At 49.0% G+C, this 20,029-nt stretch carries 17 protein-coding genes and 1 pseudogene; 14 read left to right on the forward strand and 4 right to left on the reverse strand.

All coding sequences use genetic code 11. The annotated features are described in order from the left end of the window. Positions 1-91 precede the first annotated feature (91 nt). On the forward strand, positions 92-613 hold the full coding sequence (locus ACJJI0_RS04825; RefSeq protein ID WP_444884916.1) for a GNAT family N-acetyltransferase: 522 nt from the start codon (positions 92-94) through the stop codon (positions 611-613). A 96-nt stretch (positions 614-709) separates the two neighbouring features. Here ACJJI0_RS04825 and ACJJI0_RS04830 read toward each other — a convergent pair. Further along, positions 710-2,075 (reverse strand): annotated as a pseudogene (locus tag ACJJI0_RS04830) (NAD-dependent succinate-semialdehyde dehydrogenase). Positions 2,076-2,233: 158 nt separating this feature from the next. On the opposite strand from ACJJI0_RS04830, the gene ACJJI0_RS04835 reads away from it, so the two are divergent. Continuing rightward, positions 2,234-3,145, forward strand: a complete 912-nt coding sequence (locus ACJJI0_RS04835) for a CLCA_X family protein (protein WP_444884917.1) — start codon at positions 2,234-2,236, stop codon at positions 3,143-3,145. Between the two features lie 38 nt (positions 3,146-3,183). On the opposite strand, the gene ACJJI0_RS04840 is transcribed toward ACJJI0_RS04835, so the two are convergent. From ACJJI0_RS04840 to ACJJI0_RS04850, 3 genes are all read right to left on the reverse strand, one after another. Next, positions 3,184-3,828, reverse strand: coding sequence for a CatA-like O-acetyltransferase (locus tag ACJJI0_RS04840; RefSeq protein ID WP_444884918.1), 645 nt, complete (start codon positions 3,826-3,828; stop codon positions 3,184-3,186). A 125-nt stretch (positions 3,829-3,953) separates the two neighbouring features. Next, complete coding sequence (locus ACJJI0_RS04845) at positions 3,954-5,018, reverse strand: FAD-dependent oxidoreductase (RefSeq protein WP_444884919.1); 1,065 nt, start codon at positions 5,016-5,018, stop codon at positions 3,954-3,956. 164 nt (positions 5,019-5,182) lie between these two features. Next, positions 5,183-5,740: a MarR family winged helix-turn-helix transcriptional regulator gene (locus ACJJI0_RS04850; protein WP_252085909.1), complete on the reverse strand. Its 558-nt coding sequence runs from the start codon at positions 5,738-5,740 to the stop codon at positions 5,183-5,185. A gap of 444 nt (positions 5,741-6,184) precedes the next feature. Here ACJJI0_RS04850 and ectA point away from each other — a divergent pair, with 444 nt between their 5' ends. From ectA to ACJJI0_RS04910, 12 genes are all read left to right on the forward strand, one after another. After that, positions 6,185-6,667 (forward strand): diaminobutyrate acetyltransferase, encoded by a 483-nt coding sequence (gene ectA / locus ACJJI0_RS04855; RefSeq protein ID WP_444885912.1) that lies wholly within the window; start codon positions 6,185-6,187, stop codon positions 6,665-6,667. Between the two features lie 14 nt (positions 6,668-6,681). After that, on the forward strand, positions 6,682-7,977 hold the full coding sequence (ectB, locus tag ACJJI0_RS04860) for a diaminobutyrate--2-oxoglutarate transaminase (RefSeq protein WP_444884920.1): 1,296 nt from the start codon (positions 6,682-6,684) through the stop codon (positions 7,975-7,977). Between the two features lie 95 nt (positions 7,978-8,072). After that, a complete protein-coding gene (locus tag ACJJI0_RS04865; RefSeq protein WP_444884921.1) occupies positions 8,073-8,474 on the forward strand; it encodes an ectoine synthase in 402 nt (133 codons plus the stop codon). A gap of 27 nt (positions 8,475-8,501) precedes the next feature. Then, complete coding sequence (gene thpD / locus ACJJI0_RS04870; protein WP_444884922.1) at positions 8,502-9,419, forward strand: ectoine hydroxylase; 918 nt, start codon at positions 8,502-8,504, stop codon at positions 9,417-9,419. Between the two features lie 75 nt (positions 9,420-9,494). Further along, positions 9,495-10,925 (forward strand): aspartate kinase, encoded by a 1,431-nt coding sequence (locus ACJJI0_RS04875; RefSeq protein WP_444884923.1) that lies wholly within the window; start codon positions 9,495-9,497, stop codon positions 10,923-10,925. Next, on the forward strand, positions 10,910-11,341 hold the full coding sequence (locus ACJJI0_RS04880; protein WP_444884924.1) for a hypothetical protein: 432 nt from the start codon (positions 10,910-10,912) through the stop codon (positions 11,339-11,341). Before ACJJI0_RS04875 ends, ACJJI0_RS04880 begins: the two co-directional genes overlap by 16 nt. Before the next feature lie 140 nt (positions 11,342-11,481). After that, positions 11,482-11,826, forward strand: a complete 345-nt coding sequence (locus ACJJI0_RS04885; protein ID WP_286037019.1) for a tetratricopeptide repeat protein — start codon at positions 11,482-11,484, stop codon at positions 11,824-11,826. 74 nt (positions 11,827-11,900) lie between these two features. Then, a complete protein-coding gene (locus tag ACJJI0_RS04890) occupies positions 11,901-13,442 on the forward strand; it encodes a molybdopterin-dependent oxidoreductase (RefSeq protein ID WP_444884925.1) in 1,542 nt (513 codons plus the stop codon). Positions 13,443-13,589: 147 nt separating this feature from the next. Next, positions 13,590-15,008, forward strand: coding sequence for a sodium/proline symporter (locus ACJJI0_RS04895; RefSeq protein ID WP_444884926.1), 1,419 nt, complete (start codon positions 13,590-13,592; stop codon positions 15,006-15,008). Between the two features lie 493 nt (positions 15,009-15,501). Beyond that, complete coding sequence (gene betB, locus ACJJI0_RS04900; RefSeq protein WP_444884927.1) at positions 15,502-16,965, forward strand: betaine-aldehyde dehydrogenase; 1,464 nt, start codon at positions 15,502-15,504, stop codon at positions 16,963-16,965. Positions 16,966-16,977: 12 nt separating this feature from the next. After that, complete coding sequence (betA, locus tag ACJJI0_RS04905; protein WP_444884928.1) at positions 16,978-18,648, forward strand: choline dehydrogenase; 1,671 nt, start codon at positions 16,978-16,980, stop codon at positions 18,646-18,648. 128 nt (positions 18,649-18,776) lie between these two features. Beyond that, on the forward strand, positions 18,777-19,994 hold the full coding sequence (locus ACJJI0_RS04910) for a BCCT family transporter (RefSeq protein ID WP_444884929.1): 1,218 nt from the start codon (positions 18,777-18,779) through the stop codon (positions 19,992-19,994). The last annotated feature ends 35 nt before the right edge of the window (positions 19,995-20,029 follow it).

A 20,029-nucleotide genomic window follows, 5' to 3' on the forward strand; every position in this document is an offset into this window, starting at 1 on the left:
ATTCCCGCCCTTCGAGTTACTCATCGGATAGATTATGATATGCACTGTCTATTAGTTATTTGAACATTAGCGCGAAAGGGATAATAGTGCAGTGCGAGAAAGTTTGTTTACCACTAATCGTTTAATATTTAGGAAATGGAGAGATTCAGACCTCTCTATGATTCAAAAGGTATATGGCGATAGTGAGGCAATGCGATGGGTTGGGGATGGAAATACATTAAGTTATGAGGAATCTAAGGCATGGCTGAAAGTCACCCATAATAACTATATGAGTCGTGGCTATGGTATGTTCGCTGTAGAATTAAAAAATACTTTAGAGGTTATTGGTTTCTGCGGTATTGTCCACCCTAATGACCAAGTTGATCCCGAGATTAAATATGCATTTTCCCGAGATTACTGGGGGCAAGGCATGGCGACCGAAGCAGTGGTTGGGCTGATTGACTACGCTACAATAGCTTTTGGCATTGGCAAATTCATTGCGACTATTGCGCCTGAAAATATTGCTTCAGAACGTGTTTTACTAAAAGCGGGAATGCTGCCGGGGGGTATATGTAATGACGATGAGGGTATTCCGGCAAAGTGTTTTTATTTTAATACTCAGCCCTCTGTGTAAAAAGGCTTACCAAGTGAGTAATATCTATAAAGTTGTCACTGAAAACCCGTTTAAAACCCCTGTGATTTCACAGGGGCAATAGGAGTGGCTAACTGCTCAGTTAAAATGTCGTATCAACTTCTGGTTCACAAACTCTTTGATGCCCAGCTCGCCCAGTTCACGGCCGTAACCGGATTTTTTTACACCACCCATTGGCATGCTCGCATAGCTTGAGGCCACATGATTGACGAAGGCAGTTCCACATTCGAGTTTTTCAGCTACACGCTGCCCCCTCTCGTGATCCTTGGTATAAACCGATCCTCCCAGGCCAAAGCGGCTATCGTTGGCCATCTCAATAGCTGCCTTCTCATCTTTTACCACCCAGACGCAAGCGATGGGTCCAAAGAGTTCCTCCTCGGCCGCAGGTGAGCCTGCCGGTATATCGGTTAGAATGCCTGGCTCAACAAACGCTCCGTTGCGCTTCCCGCCTACCAGCAAGTGAGCCCCGGCTTTAACTGACTCACTGACCTGCTCTTCCAGTTGCTCCGCGGCTTTTTCGGTGCACAAGGGCCCGTAATCTGTGGTGTCTTCAAGGGGGTCACCCGGTTTCAATTGTTCAAATAGTTTGGTGACTCGCCCAAGGAATTCATCGGCAATAGGCTCCGTCAGGATGATTCTCTTTGCCGCTAAGCAGATTTGGCCGCAATTTCCAAGCTTACCTTCCACAAATCGCTCAACAGTCAAATCCATATCTGCATCTTCGAGTACGATAAATGGGTCCACACCACCGAGTTCCATCACGGTTTTCTTCACGTTGCGCCCAGCCTGCTCAGCAACCTTCGCGCCCGCTGCGTTACTGCCTGTAAAAGATATCCCTTTTACCCGGTCATCATCGATAATTGGTGCGGCACCTGCGGAAGTAATTGGCAAGTTGGTGTAGACCCCCTTGGGCACACCGGCATCGAATAACAGTTGCTCAAATGCCTCAGCACACTGGGGAACATTTGAGGCGTGTTTCGTTAGAACTACATTGCCGGCGATTAAGTTGGCTGCGGGAAGGCTGGTAGAAAGGAAAGTTCCACGGTTGGATACCATAGACAACACCGAGGGGTTGAAATACCAGCGTGCCCTCCCCCTCCCGGGTAGAAAGGTGTTGCGGAGCCAAAATCTTCTCACCTTCCTCGGCATAATAAGCAAAAATCTCTGCGCAGAGCGCTAATTCGCCCAGCCCATCGTTAACCTTTTTGCCCATCTCCTGTGCCATTAATTTGGCTAGCTCATCGGCACGCTCCTCGAATAGCTGACCAGCGCGCCTGAGTATTGTTGCTCGCTCACTAAAGCTTCGTTTACTCCACTCCACGAAAGCGTTATCCGCTCGGCCAATAGCTTTATCGAGCTCATCTGGAGTCATCTCATGAAAAGTCTTTAAGGTTTCACCGTTTAATGGATTGATAGAGATCAGAGGGCGCTTGGACTTGACCATAGTTAGACTCCCGGTGAATTACTGATTTTGACAGGCAAGATAAAACTGCTACAGGCAGAAGTAGGTGTAAAAGCTCTAAGGGCTCTTGATTCGATTTTCCACAATAAGCAACTTCAGGGCATTTAGAGTCACCAAAGGCTTAGCAAAAGGAGCTTTTGGTGCCTGGCCAAAGTGTAGCCGTTTATTCGGGAGCCCGATCAGGTAATCCTCTTGTAGAGCAGGTCGAGCTTGTAATAGTATCCCGGGCAAATTCCAGTCATCCGTTCTCACCTAAGCTAGCTATGGTAGCAACCCGAAAATTTTATCGCCGTGGACCGGATGTGCGCGGTAGTGAGCAGGTATCCTTTGTCGATGTTCGCAGGCGTTTTGGCTTTAGATCTATAGCCATTGGCCGCTGGGTGACTGCTGAGGAGCGCGATCGCGCAGCAGGGTTGTTTTATGATGCGCTTTCCGACTTAATGGTCATACTGCAGGGGCCCGAAACATTGATTTCCCTGCGCGGGAACCTCTCTTTTCAATACGGTATTGGTGGCCGCCCTGGAGTCTCCGCATTTTATGACCCTTCAGCCAAGTCGTTTTCCCTGGCTAAAAATGCTGGTCCAGGAGCTATTGCCCATGAGTGGTTTCATGCACTGGATCACTATCTTGCGCAAAAAGCATTTAGCGACACTTCGAGTAGCATGTATGCCTCTGAGGCCTGGCTACGCGATGCAACCCCGGTACCCCACCCTCTGAATGACCTGCTTTTTGCATGCTTTAAAACGGTGATGCTGGATGAAGGTGGCAATAACCCAAGTGAACTGGTGAAAGCTTCTGTTAACGTCGATAAAGTAAACGGCTCTATTTATTACAGCCAGCCAGTAGAACTTTGTGCCAGGGCTTTTGAGGCCTTTATTCAGGATTCCAGTATCAATAATAATTTTTTGGTTGCAGGCTCTAAAGCCAGCCAGGAGGCAAAACTAGGCTTATATCCGCAGGGTCAGCAGCGTCTAAGAATTAATCAGGCTTTTACGGCTTATTTTTCCTGCTTGGGAAATAGCCTCTGGTCATTAATGCGAGCCAATCAGTAATATTGACTTGCTTGTATTAACTAGAAGATTCGTCGTCCTTACTTTAAGAGTTTGATTTTATCTTCCAGATGCGTTTTGAATTGATACAGATGAATGGCGTCAAGAAAGCAATGATTTACCTCAGTATGTAATGAGGTCATAAGACGGTTGGCTTGTTGTTGGTATTTACCCCAGGCAATAAAAGGTATCCCTGGATCACAGTTTTCTTGTTGGACCGGTTTCACTTGCATGCTTGAAAAGTCACCCCAGGGGTAGCAGGTGATATTCAAAATATCGTAGCGATCCATAAATGTATTTACCGGGAGGTATTCTGATTGATCTTTTGAGAGTTGCTTTGCTTTTTTGACGAAGTCAATGAGGTGCGTTTCCATTTCAGCCATGACAAGCTTAAAGAGATCATCATTTTTATTCAAATCGGTGAACAGCGGATGCAATATATCGAACTCGAAGGGTTGGCCATCAACTACCCTATGCCTAAATCCGGCTATCTCATTTGCGGTTTGAGTAACAAGAAAAATAAGGCTGTAATAAAAAGATATTGTATTTTTCTTACAAAAAAAGGCTAACTCCGTAACATCTAGAGGCTGGGTTAAACTTAAACGGGTCGACCCAGCACTACTCATAAAGAATTTAAAGTGGTCCCCTCTATTCCAGCTTTCAATATCTATAGGTGTGGCGGGCATCTTCATTCCTGGTAATCATTGTGTCCCAATATTCAAGAGAATGTTAATACTCTATCTTGACTTCTCATTCGCTCAGGGGGAGTGAAATCAGCGATAGGTTGTTCACAATTAGAGTTCGCGATTGATTAAATCGCAGTCCATTGCTTCATAAAGGCCCGATGGACGGCAGGGATTGAGGAGATTGCTTTAAACGATAACCATAAAAGGGATTTTGCCATGGGATTTGCGGAAGAAATTAAATGCCTTGCCAACTCAGTTTTCTTCACCACAGCTTTACCTGCTGCATGACGTAACCGCGAGTATTCATCAACGCTCCCGTTAGTGATTGCCGCTGCTGCAGCAATCGCATCCGCCATACCAAGATTCATACCCTTCCCACCAACAGGAGAATGACAATGTGCAGCATCCCCTGCCAGTAAAATCCGGCCCTTACGGTAAGATTCGGCCTGCCGTATTGAGATTTTGAAGGCTGCTGTTCGTCGAACGTTGGTGATATCCAAGGGCAGTTTTATTGCTGACAGAGCATCTTCTGTGGATGATGCGATACGCGCGCGATGCTTTTCGATTGGCAATATCAGGGAAAACTGGTTATCAGGCCCATAGAGATCCAAAGTGATCTCTTCTGGATCGAAGTCACCCGCCAAATCCACATCTGCGATGGACCATTTGCTGGGTAAGTCTATTCCCGGATAGGGGATTTTCAACTGTTCGCGGGTTGCTGATTGGATGCCATCGGCAGCAATCACCCAGTCGAATGAGCCGCTGGTATTATTGGAAAAACTAACCAATGCGCTGTCTTGCGTGGTACTTATGCCGGTAACTGAGAGCCCATACTCAACCTCAACACCTTTGCCGGATAGCACATCACGCAGGATTCCCTCGGTGCGGTTTTGCGGCAAACCGAGCGGCACCCTCTTCCTGAATTCATTGCCACTGTTATCCAGATAAACGAGGGTCCTCTCATCTCGTAAAATATGCATTTTCTTGAGGGGCATGGCTTCTGCAAGGAGTGGATCTGCAGCACCCAGCTCGCCCAAAGCATCTATCGTCGCAGGCATAATGCCAACCGCTCGGGAGAGTTCCGAGGGCGCATTTTTACGCTCAACAATACGACAATTCACCCCCTTGTAGGCTAAAGCGTTTGCAGCAGTTAACCCGGTGGGGCCAGCACCAATAACCAGAATGTCCATATTCACCACTTACAATCTATGAAGAGGTGCTCGAGGCAGCAGTACATGCAAGTGCCTCCACTCAACTACAAAGAGCAATTGCTGCAAGCTTAGACAACTTTGACATGGGGCTCAGCAACCTGGGGTAGAACCGGTTGCTGATACCCACAAAGGGGGCGGGGGTACTAGGGTGTTTCTCTCCCAGGTTTTTCCGCTGAATCAGCTACTTCGCCATACCCCAAGGAAGAACTTGACTTATCCATAGCTGCTCCCTGCCTGTCTAAAACACCGATATCCAGAACAGGGGAGGCATCAATATGCTGGGCATCCATCATCTGGGCTACACGCTGGAGCGAGGCAATGATCATACTCTGCTCCCAATCCTTCAGATCACCAAATTGGCGGGCGAATTGATCTTGGAGCGGGATAGGTGCATCTCTCAGTGTTTCTGCAGCTTGATCTGTGAGGTAAGCATGCACTTTACGCTTATCTGATTGAGAGCGCTGGCGATAGACAAGCCCCCTTTTCTCAAGGCGATCCAAGATGTTGGTCACTGTAGCTTGACTGAGGCTCACTTCGTTGGCCAGTTCACCGATGGTGACTTCGCCCTTATTTCTAATGGCCTGTAACAATAACACCTGGGGAGCGGTCAGGCCGGTTGTTTTGGCCAGGTGCTTGGAGTGTAAATCTGTGGCTCTTATTACACGCCGAAGGGCCACTAGCACTTGTTCAATACTGTTCAAAGCTACCTCTCAATCTCAGAATCAGGGCGATTGGGCGGATTATATAACCCTATATCCTAATTGCTAAACGCTTATGGTTCTCCCAGGAAAATATCTACAGCACTAAACAATTGCCAAGAACATACCCATTCGTTTGGAACCCTGAATTACGAAAATCCCCCGTTCATAGGCGATTCTGTCCATTTCCAGGGCTTTTACCCAATAAATTTGCCCATTTTTAGGGCGGATATTGTGATCAGATTCTCTTCACCCACTAGATTTTATATTTAGTTTGTGTACGATGTTTAGCGTTCTAAGTATTTGGTTGTGGTTTTTTGCGAAAAATAACCAAAATAAGCATAAATAATGATCTATCTGCATATTTATCGCTCATCGAAATGCTTAGAGGTGAAACTATGGGTTGTCGTATAGGAAGTTATTTTGTCTAGTCCAGAAAATATTTTTTTGAGGCCACCATCCCTGGAGGATGGCATGGCTGTTCACAAATTAATCGACAGCTGCCCACCCTTGGATGCCAACTCAAGCTATTGCAACCTCCTCCAGTGCAGTCACTTTGCCGATACTTCAGTGATCGCAGAAGAAGGTGATGAGAAGTTGGGGTTTATCTCCGGATACTTGATTCCAGGTCGTACAGACACTCTGTTTATTTGGCAGGTTGCCGTGGCGGAAAAGGCAAGAGGGCTGGGGCTAGCCTCTATCATGCTCAGAAATATCATCGAACGCCCCCAATGCAAGTCGGTGAGATTTATCGAGACAACGATCACTGAACACAACCTTCCCTCCTGGGCCCTCTTCCAGAGCGCTGCAGAGAAGCTCTCCGCAGGCCTCCAATCCTCCCCTTGGATGGACTCCCAGACCCACTTTGATGGTCTGCATGACTCCGAAACCTGTGTGCGTATCGGGCCTATTGCTCAAACAACAATTTAAAAAAAGAGAGAAGTATGAAAATCTTTGATGAGATTGAATCTGAAGTACAAAGTTATGCCCGCTCCTTTCCGCGAGTGTTCAATCGTGCAAAAGGCGAACTCATGTGGGATGAGGAGGGAAATCAATATCTGGATTTTCTGGCAGGCGCTGGCACTCTCAATTATGGACACAACAACCCGCTGTTTAAGCAAGTTCTGCAGGATTACATTCAGAGTGATGGCATTACCCATGGTTTGGATATGCACACCAAAGCCAAGGGCGAGTTCCTGCAAGCGCTTAACGATAAAATTCTCAAGCCACGCAATATGGAATACGTGGTTCAGTTTACTGGTCCAACCGGGACAAATGCGGTTGAAGCTGCAATGAAAATTGCCCGCAATGTCACCGGGCAGCAAAACATTGTGACTTTTACCAATGGTTTTCACGGTGTGAGTTTGGGCTCCCTGGCAGCTACGGGTAACTCTCATCATAGGGATGCTGCAGGGGTTAGCTTGAATGGCACTCATCGCATGCCCTATGACAACTATCTTGGCAAAAATATCGATACTACAGAGTATCTCGACAAGGTGCTTGCAGACTCCAGTAGCGGGATCAATTCTCCCGCGGCGATTATCGTCGAAACCGTTCAGGGTGAAGGAGGTATCAATGCGGCCAGTATCGAGTGGTTGAGAAACCTACAAGCTGTTTGTAAAAAGCACGGGCTGCTCTTTATCGTCGATGATATTCAGGCTGGCTGTGGCCGCACTGGAAATTTTTTCAGTTTCGAAGAAGCAGGTATCGAGCCTGACATTATTACCCTTTCCAAGTCACTCAGTGGCTACGGGCTGCCCTTTGCCCTGGTTTTAATGAAGCCCGAATTAGACCAATGGAAACCTGGTGAGCACAACGGCACATTTCGTGGTAACAACCTGGCTTTTGTTACGGCCAAAGCGGCAATTGATCACTATTGGTCAAATGATAACTTTTCGCGGGAAATCAAACGTAAAGGGAAGTACATCTCCGAGCGGTTGGGAAGTATTGTCAGTCAATATGGTGAGGGTAACTTCACCACTAAAGGCCGTGGCATGTTCCAAGGTATTGATTGTGTGAGTGGCGAGCTTGCAGAAAAGATTACCAAACTCGCCTTTAAGCAGGGGTTAATCATTGAAACTAGTGGCGCAGATGATCAAATCGTTAAGCTACTCTGCCCTCTGGTCATCACTGACCAGAACCTTAAGAAAGGTATCGACATTATTGAATCAGCAATTCGAGAAGTTTGTGCTGGAGAGCAGGATATCCCTGAAGAAAGAGTCTATTTCGAGGCCTGCTAGACCCAATTGTATCCAAAACTCAATGATCCAGCTGGAAAGCTAAGCCTGCTGATAACCAGGCTATATAGTTACACATACAACATAACGGAATATTCATGATTGTTAGAAATCTACAAGAAGCCAAAAAATCAAACCGAAGAATCGTCTCGCCGGATGGCAATTGGGAGAGTACACGCCTACTTTTAAAGGATGATGGCGTTGGTTTTTCCTTCCACATCACCACAATATACACCGGTGCTGACTTCCAAATGCACTATCAAAACCACCTGGAAGCAGTTTACTGCGTTTCCGGCAGAGGAGAGGTGGAGACGATGGATGATGGGAAAAAGCACCCTATCGAGCCTGGAACCATCTATGTCCTCGACAAACATGACCGGCATACTTTGAGGGCATTTGAAGAAATGACCATGGCCTGCGTGTTTAACCCTCCTTTAAATGGAAAGGAGGTACACAATTCTGAAGGTGCTTATGAACTAAAAGCCGATCCCATTGAATAGGTAGTCAATTACAGGGCAGCAGCTGAAATGAAGTACCTGCTAGAACGCATCCATTCGCTCAGAAATGATATGTACCCCTCCAGAAAACGAGGAGTCGCAGGTCGAGTAACACGGCGTAGAGATCCAGTAGTTTACGGTGGGCCAAATCCCCCTCCCCCGCTGGATCTTGAGCAGGTGGATGCCTACAGGCAGCAGGGATATATCGTTCTTGAAAATGTATTTTCTGAGAGGGAGGTTCAGGTCTTTCAAAAAGAGCTGAATACCCTCAAGGAAGACAATGACATCCGCAGTTCTGATGAACTCATTACGGAGTTAGAAAGTGAAGAGGTACGCTCGATATTTCGAATTCATGAACGCAGCAGCCTGTTCAGGAAGCTTTCAAGAGATAACCGGATATCAAATATCGCGAGATATATTTTGGATGATGAGGTTTATATCCATCAATCTCGGGCGAACTATAAACCTGGATTTCGTGGCAAGGATTTCTATTGGCATTCTGACTTTGAAACTTGGCATGTCGAGGATGGAATGCCGCGAATGCGTGCACTCAGTGTATCCGTAATCTTAACCGAGAGCCGGAATTACAACGGCCCATTAATGCTCATTCCGAAGTCCCATCATCACTACATCGGCTGTGATGGTGAAACCCCTGAGGGGCATTACTTAAGCTCTTTGAAAAAACAAGAGCTCGGAATCCCGTCAGATGATCACCTGCGCAGGCTGACATCTGAAGGGGGCATAAAATCTGTTACAGGTAAACCTGGCAGTTTAGTCGTATTTGATTGCAACCTGATGCACGGCTCCAGCAGCAATATTAGCCCATACCCGAGATCCAACTTGTTTTTTGTCTTTAATGCATTGAGCAATAAGGTAGAAGACCCATTTTGTAGCCTCCCACCAAGGCCAGAACATATCTGCACGAGGAAATCGATTTCTGTTATCTGATATGAAAATCAATCCAGTGGCATTCATCCATTGGATACGCCGTTATCAAGAGAAAGAAAGGACCAGTAAGAGACAATGCATACGATAGAAAAGATTGGTGGCACCTCAATGTCGGACTATGAATCTGTCCGGGACAACATTATTAAAGGTGACTCCAAAAGGCTCTACAATCGTGTTTTTGTAGTTTCAGCTTATGGTGGTATTACCGATCTACTTCTAGAGCATAAAAAGAGTGGCCAGCCGGGTATTTATGGCCTCTTCTCAAGCAGTATTGAGGATGATAGCTGGCTGGTGAAGTTTGGTGAGCTTCGCACACAGCTGCGACAGATCAACGATCGTCTATTTGGTGACACTGACTTGCTCAAGGAGGCCAATCTCTTCTTGGATGAGCGCCTGGAAGGGGCTAAGAAGTGCCTTCGAGACTTACAAAGTCTCTGCCAGCATGGCCACTTCTCTCTAGATGCCCACCTGGGAACAGTAAGAGAGATGCTTGCCAGCCTTGGCGAGGCACACAGCGCTTGGAATACATCAAAACTGCTGCAGCGGGATGGAGTCAATGCGTGCTTTGTAGATCTAACGGGCTGGCGTACCAGTAAGCACATACCGCTGGATGAGCGCATTCGTGATGCCTTCGCCAACATCGACTTGAATCAACAGTTACCGATTGTTACCGGTTACGCCCACAGCGATAAGGGTCTGCTTATTTCCTTTGACCGGGGTTACAGTGAAATGACCTTTAGCCGCCTTGCCGTACTCACAGGAGCCAAAGAGGCGGTGATCCACAAAGAGTTCCACTTGAGCAGTGCGGACCCTCGCCTAGTTGGGCCAGATAACGCTGTGCCTATCGGTCGTACAAATTACGATGTGGCCGATCAACTGGCCAATCTGGGTATGGAGGCAATTCATCCCAAGGCGGCAAAGGGTTTACGCCAGAAGAATATCCCCCTCCGGGTAAAGAATACCTTTGAGCCAGAGCACGCCGGAACATTAATCACCCGTGACTATGTGAGTGATTCGCCCTGTGTGGAGATTATTGCTGGCTGTAAAGGTGTCTATGCGCTGGAACTTTTTGATCAGGATATGGCAGGCACGATCCACGATTATGATCGGGAAGTGCTTACGGTAATTAAAAGGTACAAGGCGCATATTGTGTCTAAAAATACCAACGCCAATACCCTAACCCACTTTTTGGCTACGAACCTGAAAACCATCAAGCGTATACAGGCATCTCTGGAAGAACGCTTCCCAGAAGCAGAATTAAACCAAAGGAAAGTGGCTATTGTTTCCGCCATCGGGAGCGATATGCAAATCCCCGGCGTGCTGGCAAAAGCGGTTCAATCACTGGCTTCTAACGATATTACAGTACTCGCCATGCACCACTCTATGCGGCATGTGGACATGCAGTTTGTTGTTAGTGAACCAGATTATGACACTGCCATTAGAACACTTCATGAGGCACTGGTTGAGGTTTATGATCATGGGACCGCAATATGCCTCGCCTCCTAAATACCTGTTTTTTGACTTTTCTTTTACTTTCCCCGGCTTCCGTTTCCCAGGAAACGGAAGCGAATAAAGAAGACAGTGCGCAGAAAGAGGTGGAATCTTTACAGAAGCCGCTATATACACCATTTATAGAGCGGTATGTGCTGGATAAAATCAAACAGTTGCGTATCGACCAAGCCAAAGCTAAACAAGAGTTGATTCAGCAGATTGTCGACCGAGAGCATAATTCCGTGGACCGAGCGGTTGCTTACGCAACCGATACGGTCACCTACTTCTTCTATCTCATAGCCGCCGCCACTTCCATATTGGTCTTAGTGGGTTGGCGATCGCTACAAGATATTAAAGAGCGTGTGCACTCCCTAGCGGATGAGGAGATATCAAACTGGTTCAAGAATATGAAAAACGTCTGGAGGTCATAGAGAGTCAATTACAACAAAAGACCCAGCACATTGAAGAGAATCGCGAGGAAATTGAGCTGACTCAAGAAGTACAATCTCTCTGGCTGCGTGCTCAGCAGGAATCCTCAATCGCCAACAAAATCGCGATCTATGATGAGATTCTGCGTCTTCGTCATGAAGATGTTGAAGCGTTGACATACAAAGCTGATGCAGTGCTGGAGTTGAACGAACCCCAATGGGCTGCAAATCTTTGTCAGCAAGCCCTAGGTATTGATCCAGATAATAGCCATGCCTTCTACCAGCTAGCTTGTGCTTATACGGCTATGGAGCAGTTTGATGAAGCGCTACGGTATCTGGCTGAGGCCATTAAGAGGCGAGAAAGTTATCGGGATGAAATTCTCAGTGACAATGCCTTACAGCCACTGGCGGTAAGTGACGTTTTCAAGGATCTAGACAAGGTTATTGCTCAAACCCCGCCGCCACATAGCCGCGAAAAAGATACTTAGCAAGCTGTCACCTTGGCATTTTAAAGCTATAAGACTATGTGAACTCAAGTATCAATACGCGGATCAATAAAGCCATGAGTGAATCAAGCCTTGATGAAAGCCGCCGTGGATTTCTAAGAGCCATGACAGCAGCTACAGGCGCCTTACTAGCCGCCCCCCCTGCAAGTGTTGCCCTTACTCCCTCATCAACGTCCAAATTGCCAAGTGGAGTTAACCCCAAAAATTTCATTATTCATGGGATTAACCCACTGACAATAGAAACCCGTCGGTCTTTGATGGGCATGAGCGCTATCACCCCTGAGGCCCGGTTTTTTGTGCGCAACAATTTGCCATTGCCCTCCCCCCAGATTGTTGAACGACCGGATACCTGGATGCTTGAAGTCAAAGGCGTAAAGCAGCCCACTGCTATCTCTGTAGCAGAGCTGAAAGGGCTGGGTTTAGATGCCGTCGGTGCAGTTATTCAGTGTACAGGCAACGGCCGCGCTTTTTTCAAGCATGAACCGGCAGGCTCTAAATGGGGAGTTGGCGCAGCCGGCTGCGCTATCTGGACAGGCGTTCGGCTGAAAACTCTGTTCGATCATTTTGGCGGTGTGGATGCGGGTATGAACTTTTTGACCGCTACTGGAGGCGAGATCATTCCTGAGGAGATGGAGCGCAATGATCTGGTCGTAGAGCGATCAATCCCTATCAAGAAGGCATTGGACGATACTATATTGGCTTGGGAAATGAATGGCGCACCAATACCGCTACTGCATGGCGGCCCCTTACGGCTCATCGTTCCTGGTTATTTCGGCTGTAACAATATTAAGTACGTCAAGACTCTCACCTGCGCACCGCAAGAATCCGAGGCCAAAATCCAAAAAACGGGTTACCGCCTTAGACCCATTGGCGCTCCCCCTGGCCCAGACTACCCAAGCATGTGGCGTATGCCTGTAAAGTCTTGGGTAAATGGCCCGGGTGCGGACAATACCCCAGCTCTAGCTGGAGAAGTGACTTTCTACGGTGTTGCGCTTTCTGGTGAACGCGGCGTGAAGAAAGTAGAAGTCTCGCTCGATATGGGCAAAACCTGGCAGAATGCAGAGTTAGAGGATTTGGACCTCGGCCCCAACGCTTGGCGAGTTTTTTCTTATACCGTGAATTTACCAAAGGGTCCGCACACCATCGTCTCGCGCGCCACAGATACCCAAGGGGATATCCAACCTAAAGAACGTGTAGAGAACGAACGCGGCTATGCACACAACGGCTGGCTGGATGCAGCACTTACGGTAAACCTGTTGGGTGAGTTACCCAAGGAGAAAGTTGTAGCAACCGATCAACATATGGTGAAAGAAGAAAGCACCCCCCCAGAGCGTGAATCGGTTTCTTTATCTGCAGAGGGTCAAGCCGGAAAGCAAGTCTACCTCGAGTCTCAACCTTCTTGTGGAGCTTGCCATACCTTGAAAGATGCCGGCTCTGAGGGCCTTATAGGCCCCAACCTTAATGAATTAAAACCTAATGCAGAAAGCGTGAAAAACGCTGTTACCAATGGCGTTGGCGCCATGCCAGCATACAATGACTTGATGTCGAAAGAGCAGATTAGTTCTTTGGCAACTTATATTGAGGAGGCTACAAAATAGTGAGGTGGTCAAATGTATCCCGAGCACATTGTTTATTTGATTTAACTAATTGATGTGTTAAATAAAAAAATAAAAGCTAGAACGTAAAAACGCACGAAATTTGTGCTTCAAAAATAAAAACAAAAATTGCTAAAATAAGGATTATCATTGGTTTATTCATTTGTTGGGTTTTTATTATTATTCGTGCTGGTAGGTGTATTCTCAGCGCTTTTTAGCCGCAACACCAAGGCCGATTATTATCTGGCTAGCAGTGGAGTTCCCCCCTGGTTAGTGGGCCTGTCGGCAGTGGCGACTAACAATAGCGGTTATATGTTCATCGGGGTTATTGGTTATACCTACATGACCGGGTTCGCTTCTGTCTGGTTAATGGTGGGCTGGATCGCTGGTGACTTTATTGCTTCACTTTATGTACACAAAAGAATAAGAACTGCCACTGATTCAAGTGGTGAAGTCAGCTATGCCGGCGTGCTTAGCAATTGGTATGGGCAAAATCACTCTGCCCTACAGCGGATTATAGGTATCATATCTTTACTATTCTTGCTCACCTATGCATCAGCACAGATGGTTGCCGGCAGTAAGGCTCTACATGTACTACTGGACTGGCCTCTCTGGTCTGGCGCTGTGGTTGGAGCGTTGCTAGTATGTCTTTATTGCCTGGCCGGTGGCATACGCGCTTCCATTTGGACTGATGCTGCACAGTCGATTGTTATGATCGTCGCTATGGGCACACTTCTAGCCGTAGCCCTTACCAGCCTGGGAGGTGTCTCAAGTGCAATGGGGCAAATGCAAGCTGTCGAGGGATTTACGAACTGGTTTCCCCAAGACCTGGCCTTTTCTGGTTGGGGCGGGCTCGTTATTTTTGTCATCAGTTGGGGGATTGCGGGGCTATCTGTGATTGGCCAGCCCCACATAATGGTCCGCTTCATGACCCTGAGTGATCCCGGCAAAATGCGCAAGGCGCGAGGCTGGTACTACCTGTGGTTTGTTCTCTTTTACTCCATGGCCACAGGGGTCGGCTTGTTATCCAGGGTTTTCATCGCCGATTCCGGCAGCTTTGATGCTGAGCTAGCATTGCCGACCATGGCCATAGAATTGCTGCCACCAATCGTAGTTGGGCTGATCCTGGCTGGCATCTTTGCTGCAACCATGTCCACTGCGGATTCACTACTTCTTAGCTGCTCCGCAGCCATTACTCACGATATTCTTCCCCGTAAGATTGAGAAGACTTGGTTTCTTAAGCTCATAACTGTTGTTATTACCGGGGGCGCACTACTTCTGGCGCTTGCCAACAACCAAAGCGTCTTCAATATGGTGATCTTTGCCTGGTCTGGCCTCGCCAGCGCATTTGGGCCCCTATTGCTGGTGCTTTGTTTTGGAGGAAGACCCTCACAAGCGACCTCTATTGCCGCTGTAACCGTTGGGTTTACGACAGCAATCGCCTGGAGATTATTGGACCTTCATAGCCTGATTTATGAGGGCTTACCTGGTATAGCCTTGGGTCTGATTGTGTTTTATTTGGCTAATTTTCTCCCCCAGCCATCGCCTTTGCGCGAAGTAAATAGTTAAGTTCCAAGGGGAGGCTATCCCTCCCCTAGTCACTCAGCATTACGGTTTTCAACTTACCGCACCCAGGCATCTAATGCTGAGCTATCGAAGTCACGTTTGAGTTTGCGCCCTAAGGATGGGTTAAAATTTGCACAGTTCTTTTTGTAGAGTTCAAATGAGATTTTTGGCCCAATTCAGCTCGGTTTTTATCCTTGTATCAAGGGTTTTTCTCTCAAATTGCAGAAATATAAACCCCCTGTGAGCCTGTCGGTTTTGTTGCATTGAGTGCTAACAATTAGAGTTCAAATTAAAAATATGTTATATTTTGTGCCATATCGCCCGACATTTGACCGTCGGGCCGGGGCTGGAGCCTGACGATTTGGTACAAAAGTCTACGTCAGACCAGCCCATTTTTTTGCGATGGCCAATGGGTCACTGGACGGCTATTTACCGCCCTGCCCCATCGCTAACAAATAACCGACTGACCCTCTGTTAAAGCAGTATGGAGAGACAGATGTCACTGGACAAACAACGGAATTTTGTAGACGGCCGCTACCTGGCAAACGAAAGCGGTGAATGTTTTGACGTGTTCAATCCTGCGACCAACGAGGTCAGCTACCAGGTTGAGGTTGCCGACGAGAAGGTACTCGCAGAAACCATCGAGAGCGCCAAGCGCGGTTTTGCCCAGTGGTCAGCGATGATGCCGATTGAGCGCAGTCGCATCCTGCTGAAAGCAGTAGCACTGTTGCGCGAGCGCAACGATGAACTAGCGGCTATCGAAGTGGCTGATACCGGTAAGCCCTGGCAGGAAGCTAGTGTTGTGGACGTGGTGACTGGGGCCGACTCCATAGAATTCTTTGCCGGCCTGGCTGCAGGCATTGAGGGCAATCAGCAGCAAGTCGGTGAGGACTTCTACTACACCCGCCGCGAGCCCCTGGGCATCTGCGCCGGAATCGGTGCCTGGAACTACCCCTTACAAATCGCTTGCTGGAAAGCCGCCCCGGCCCTGGCCTGCGGTAACGCCATGATCTTCAAACCTTCCGAAGAGACCCCCCAAGGCGCTCTGAAGTTGGCTGAAATCTTTATTGAAGCGGGCATGCCCCCGGGTGTTTTCAACGTAATCCAGGGCGATGGCGCCGTGGGTGCCTGGCTGACTAACCACCCGGATATCGCCAAGGTTTCCTTTACCGGCGAAGTGGGTACCGGCAAGAAAGTGATGGCCGCAGCGGCTTCCAACCTGAAAGAAGTCACCATGGAGCTGGGAGGCAAGTCCCCGCTGGTGATCTTTGATGATGCCGACCTGGAGCAAGCCGTTTCTGCTGCCATGCTGGGCAACTTCTACACCCAGGGCGAAATCTGCACCAACGGCACCCGGGTATTTGTACACCGCAGCATTCATGATCAGTTCCTCGCTCGCCTGAAACAGCGTGTTGAGCAAAATATTATTGCCGGTGATCCGATGAATCCGGACACCAATTTCGGCGCGCTGATTTCTGCCAAGCACCAGCAACTGGTGATGGACTACATCAGCAAGGGTAAAGAGGAAGGCGCGACCTTGTTCTGCGGCGGCCACACCCTCTCCCCGGAGAATTCACCTAACGGTTACTTCGTTGCTCCCACCGTATTCACCGACTGTCATGACGATATGACCATCTGCCGCGAAGAGATCTTCGGCCCGGTAATGTCGGTACTGGTCTTTGATGATGAAGACGAAGTGATCCGCCGCGCTAACGATACCCGTTTGGGCCTGGCCGCCGGCGTATTTACCCGTGATATCACTCGCGCCCACCGTGTTATCCACCAGATGCAAGCGGGTATCTGCTGGATCAATGCCTACGGCGCTTCCCCGGCAGAAATGCCGGTGGGCGGATACAAGTTATCCGGAATCGGACGCGAAAATGGACTTGCGACCCTGAACCACTATACCCAGCTAAAAGCGGTGTATGTGGGCCTGGCACCACTGGAAAGTCCATTTTAAGCGGTACCCTGTATGAGTGAGTTTGACTACATCATTGTCGGCGCCGGCTCTGCCGGTTGCGTTCTAGCCAACCGCCTGTCTGCCCAGGAAGATAAAAAAGTCCTCCTGGTAGAGACCGGGGGTAGCGATCGCAGCATCTTTATCCAGATGCCCACCGCACTATCTATTCCCATGAATACCGACAAGTACGCCTGGCAGTTTATGACTGAGCCAGAGCCGTACCTGGACAACCGCAGCATGCATTGCCCCAGAGGCAAGGTGCTCGGGGGTTCATCCTCGATTAACGGGATGGTTTACGTGCGCGGACACGCCAAAGACTTTGATGAGTGGGCACAGCACGGCGCCGAAGGCTGGGACTACGCCCACTGTCTGCCCTACTTCAAACGCTCTGAGACCTGGGCTTTCGGCGGTGACGATTACCGTGGCGACGAAGGTCCTCTGGGGGTCAATAACGGCAATGAAATGGCCAACCCCCTTTATGGAGCCTTTATCGAAGCCGGTAAAGAAGCTGGCTACGACTACACCGCAGATTACAACGGCGAGCAGCAAGAGGGCTTTGGCCCTATGCATATGACGGTAAAAGATGGGAAACGCTGGTCAACCGCCAACGCCTACCTGAAACCGGCCATGCAGCGCCCCAATTTGACGGTATTGACCCACGCCACTGTGCATAAGGTGATTCTGGAAGGTAAACGGGCAGTCGGAATCAAACTTGAACGCAAGGGAAAGATCCTGGAATTCAAGGCGCAACAGGAAGTCATCCTCAGCGCAGGTCCCATCGGCTCCCCTCACCTTCTTCAGCTCTCCGGAATCGGAGATCCCGATACGCTGGCAGAAGCCGGTATCGAACTCCAACACGAACTTCCCGGCGTTGGCCAAAACTTGCAGGACCACCTGGAGTTCTATTTCCAGTTCCGTTGCAACCAGCCGATTTCCCTGAATGGCAAGCTCGACCCTTGGAATAAATTCCTGATCGGTGCTCGTTGGATACTGAAGAAGGATGGCCTCGGAGCCACCAACCATTTCGAGTCCTGCGGTTTTATTCGCTCCAAAGAAAACGTGGAGTGGCCGGACCTGCAATACCATTTCCTGCCGGCAGCCATGCGCTATGACGGCCGCGAAGCTTTCGATGGCCACGGCTTCCAGGTGCATATCGGGCACAACAAGCCCAAGAGTCGCGGCAGGGTGAAAGTGGTGAGCAGTGATCCCAAGCAATCCCCTTCCATCCTGTTTAATTATTTACAGGAGAAAGAGGATATTGAGGGCTTCCGCGCTTGTGTGCGGCTGACTCGTGAGATTATCAATCAGCCGGCTTTCGACGAATACCGAGGCGATGAAATCCAGCCCGGTACCGATATCCAGACTGATGAACAAATTGACGCTTTCGTACGGGAATCCGTCGAGAGTGCTTACCACCCATCCTGCTCCTGCAAGATGGGCACTGATCCAATGGCAGTGGTAGACCCGGAAACCCGTGTACACGGTTTGCAGGGTTTGAGAGTTGTAGATTCCTCCATCTTTCCGACCATTCCCAACGGCAACCTGAATGCGCCCACCATTATGGTGGCGGAGCGGGCTGCTGACCTGATTTTAGGGCGCCCCGTATTGGCGCCCTCCGAGGCACCGGTAGCGACCAAGGCTACCAGCACTCAGCGACCTGGCCGCCCTGCGCGCACTCAGTGAGCTGAATTTACGTCGGCGCTCTGCCAGAGATTTGACTGCCCCCTTCAAACGCGACGGGGATATTCAAATCTCGCACAGCAATGCCCTCTGGGGGCGCCGGCATACCAATAACTAGCTGGAGACTCAGCATGACAGCTTGGCTTTCCGCGGGATTATTATTTACCTTCACGGCAATAATTTTCTCGCTGATTAAATGGGGAAATGTGAAGATGGTCGGGGTAACCCCGGTCAAAACCTTCACTTTTATAGCGATCCTTTTCACCTCCGGCCTCGATGTAGGCCTGATCATGTTCCCCCTCACCGAGTTCGGTGGCTACGCAGACTTAGCCAATAGCCCAGAATATGGTTTCACCAACCCACTCGCGATTGAGTTTGGTTTTTGGGCCTTCCTGATCTGGGGCTTCTACTTCCTCACCTGTTTTTACTTCTGCATTATCGAACCTAAAGTTAAATTCTTTGAGTTGGGCCCAGTAAAACTGATTAACAATGTGGTGATTATCGGAACCTGCGCCTTTACCGCTTACTTGCTGCTTAGCAACCTGCCCTGGTATCTGCCGCAAGTTGGTGATGGTGAAACCATTGTGGGCACCTTCTACCTGATCGTATTTGCAGTGATCGCCGCAGCGGTCTACTCATCTACCAGCTTGCGCTATGTGCGTTTCCTCAGCCTGGCAACCACCTGGATGTTTATTGGTCTGATCGCGGTAATGTGGGTAGGCGCCTTTACCGGTGAAAACGGTAACGTTGGCGACTTCGCCTCCACTTTTGCGCTGCTCGGCGGTTACTTTGGCAACATCCACCAGTTCGTGCTGCCGTTAAATGACTATCACGAGTTTTACCTGTTCTGGTGGTTTGCCTGGAGCATTATGATCGGCCAGTTTACCTCCCGCTTTGTGGGTGGCCTGCGCACTTACCAAGTGCTGGCGGCGATGCTGATTTTCCCATCCATCCCCATCGCGCTCTGGTTCACCGTGCTCTACTACTACTCCAGCCAAGGCCTGGATACCAGTGGCTTCTACAACCTGGCTATGGTGATTGTGGGTATTACCTTCGTGATCAACTCGCTGGATTCCCTGATTCGCCTGTACACCGACAATCTGGGCATGACCGTTGCGCGCCTGGGCAAGTGGAAGTACTTCGTGCTGAACCTGGCTGCGATGAGCCTGCTCACCCTGTTGTTCAAGCTGGACTTCCTGCAAATCCAGTGGATCGGCGCTCTGGTGATTGGCATCTTCTTCTGCTGCCTGGGTTACATCCTGGTGAAGCGCTTCAGAGCGGTAGCAGCTATCGACTCCTCGCCTAAAGAAAACAAAATCGACTTTAACAAGATCGAACTGGCGAGCTAACTGTTGAAATCCCCCGCCTAGTTTGGCGGGGGCTA

Source organism: Microbulbifer mixtoriginis (SeqCode) (assembly GCF_052466695.1).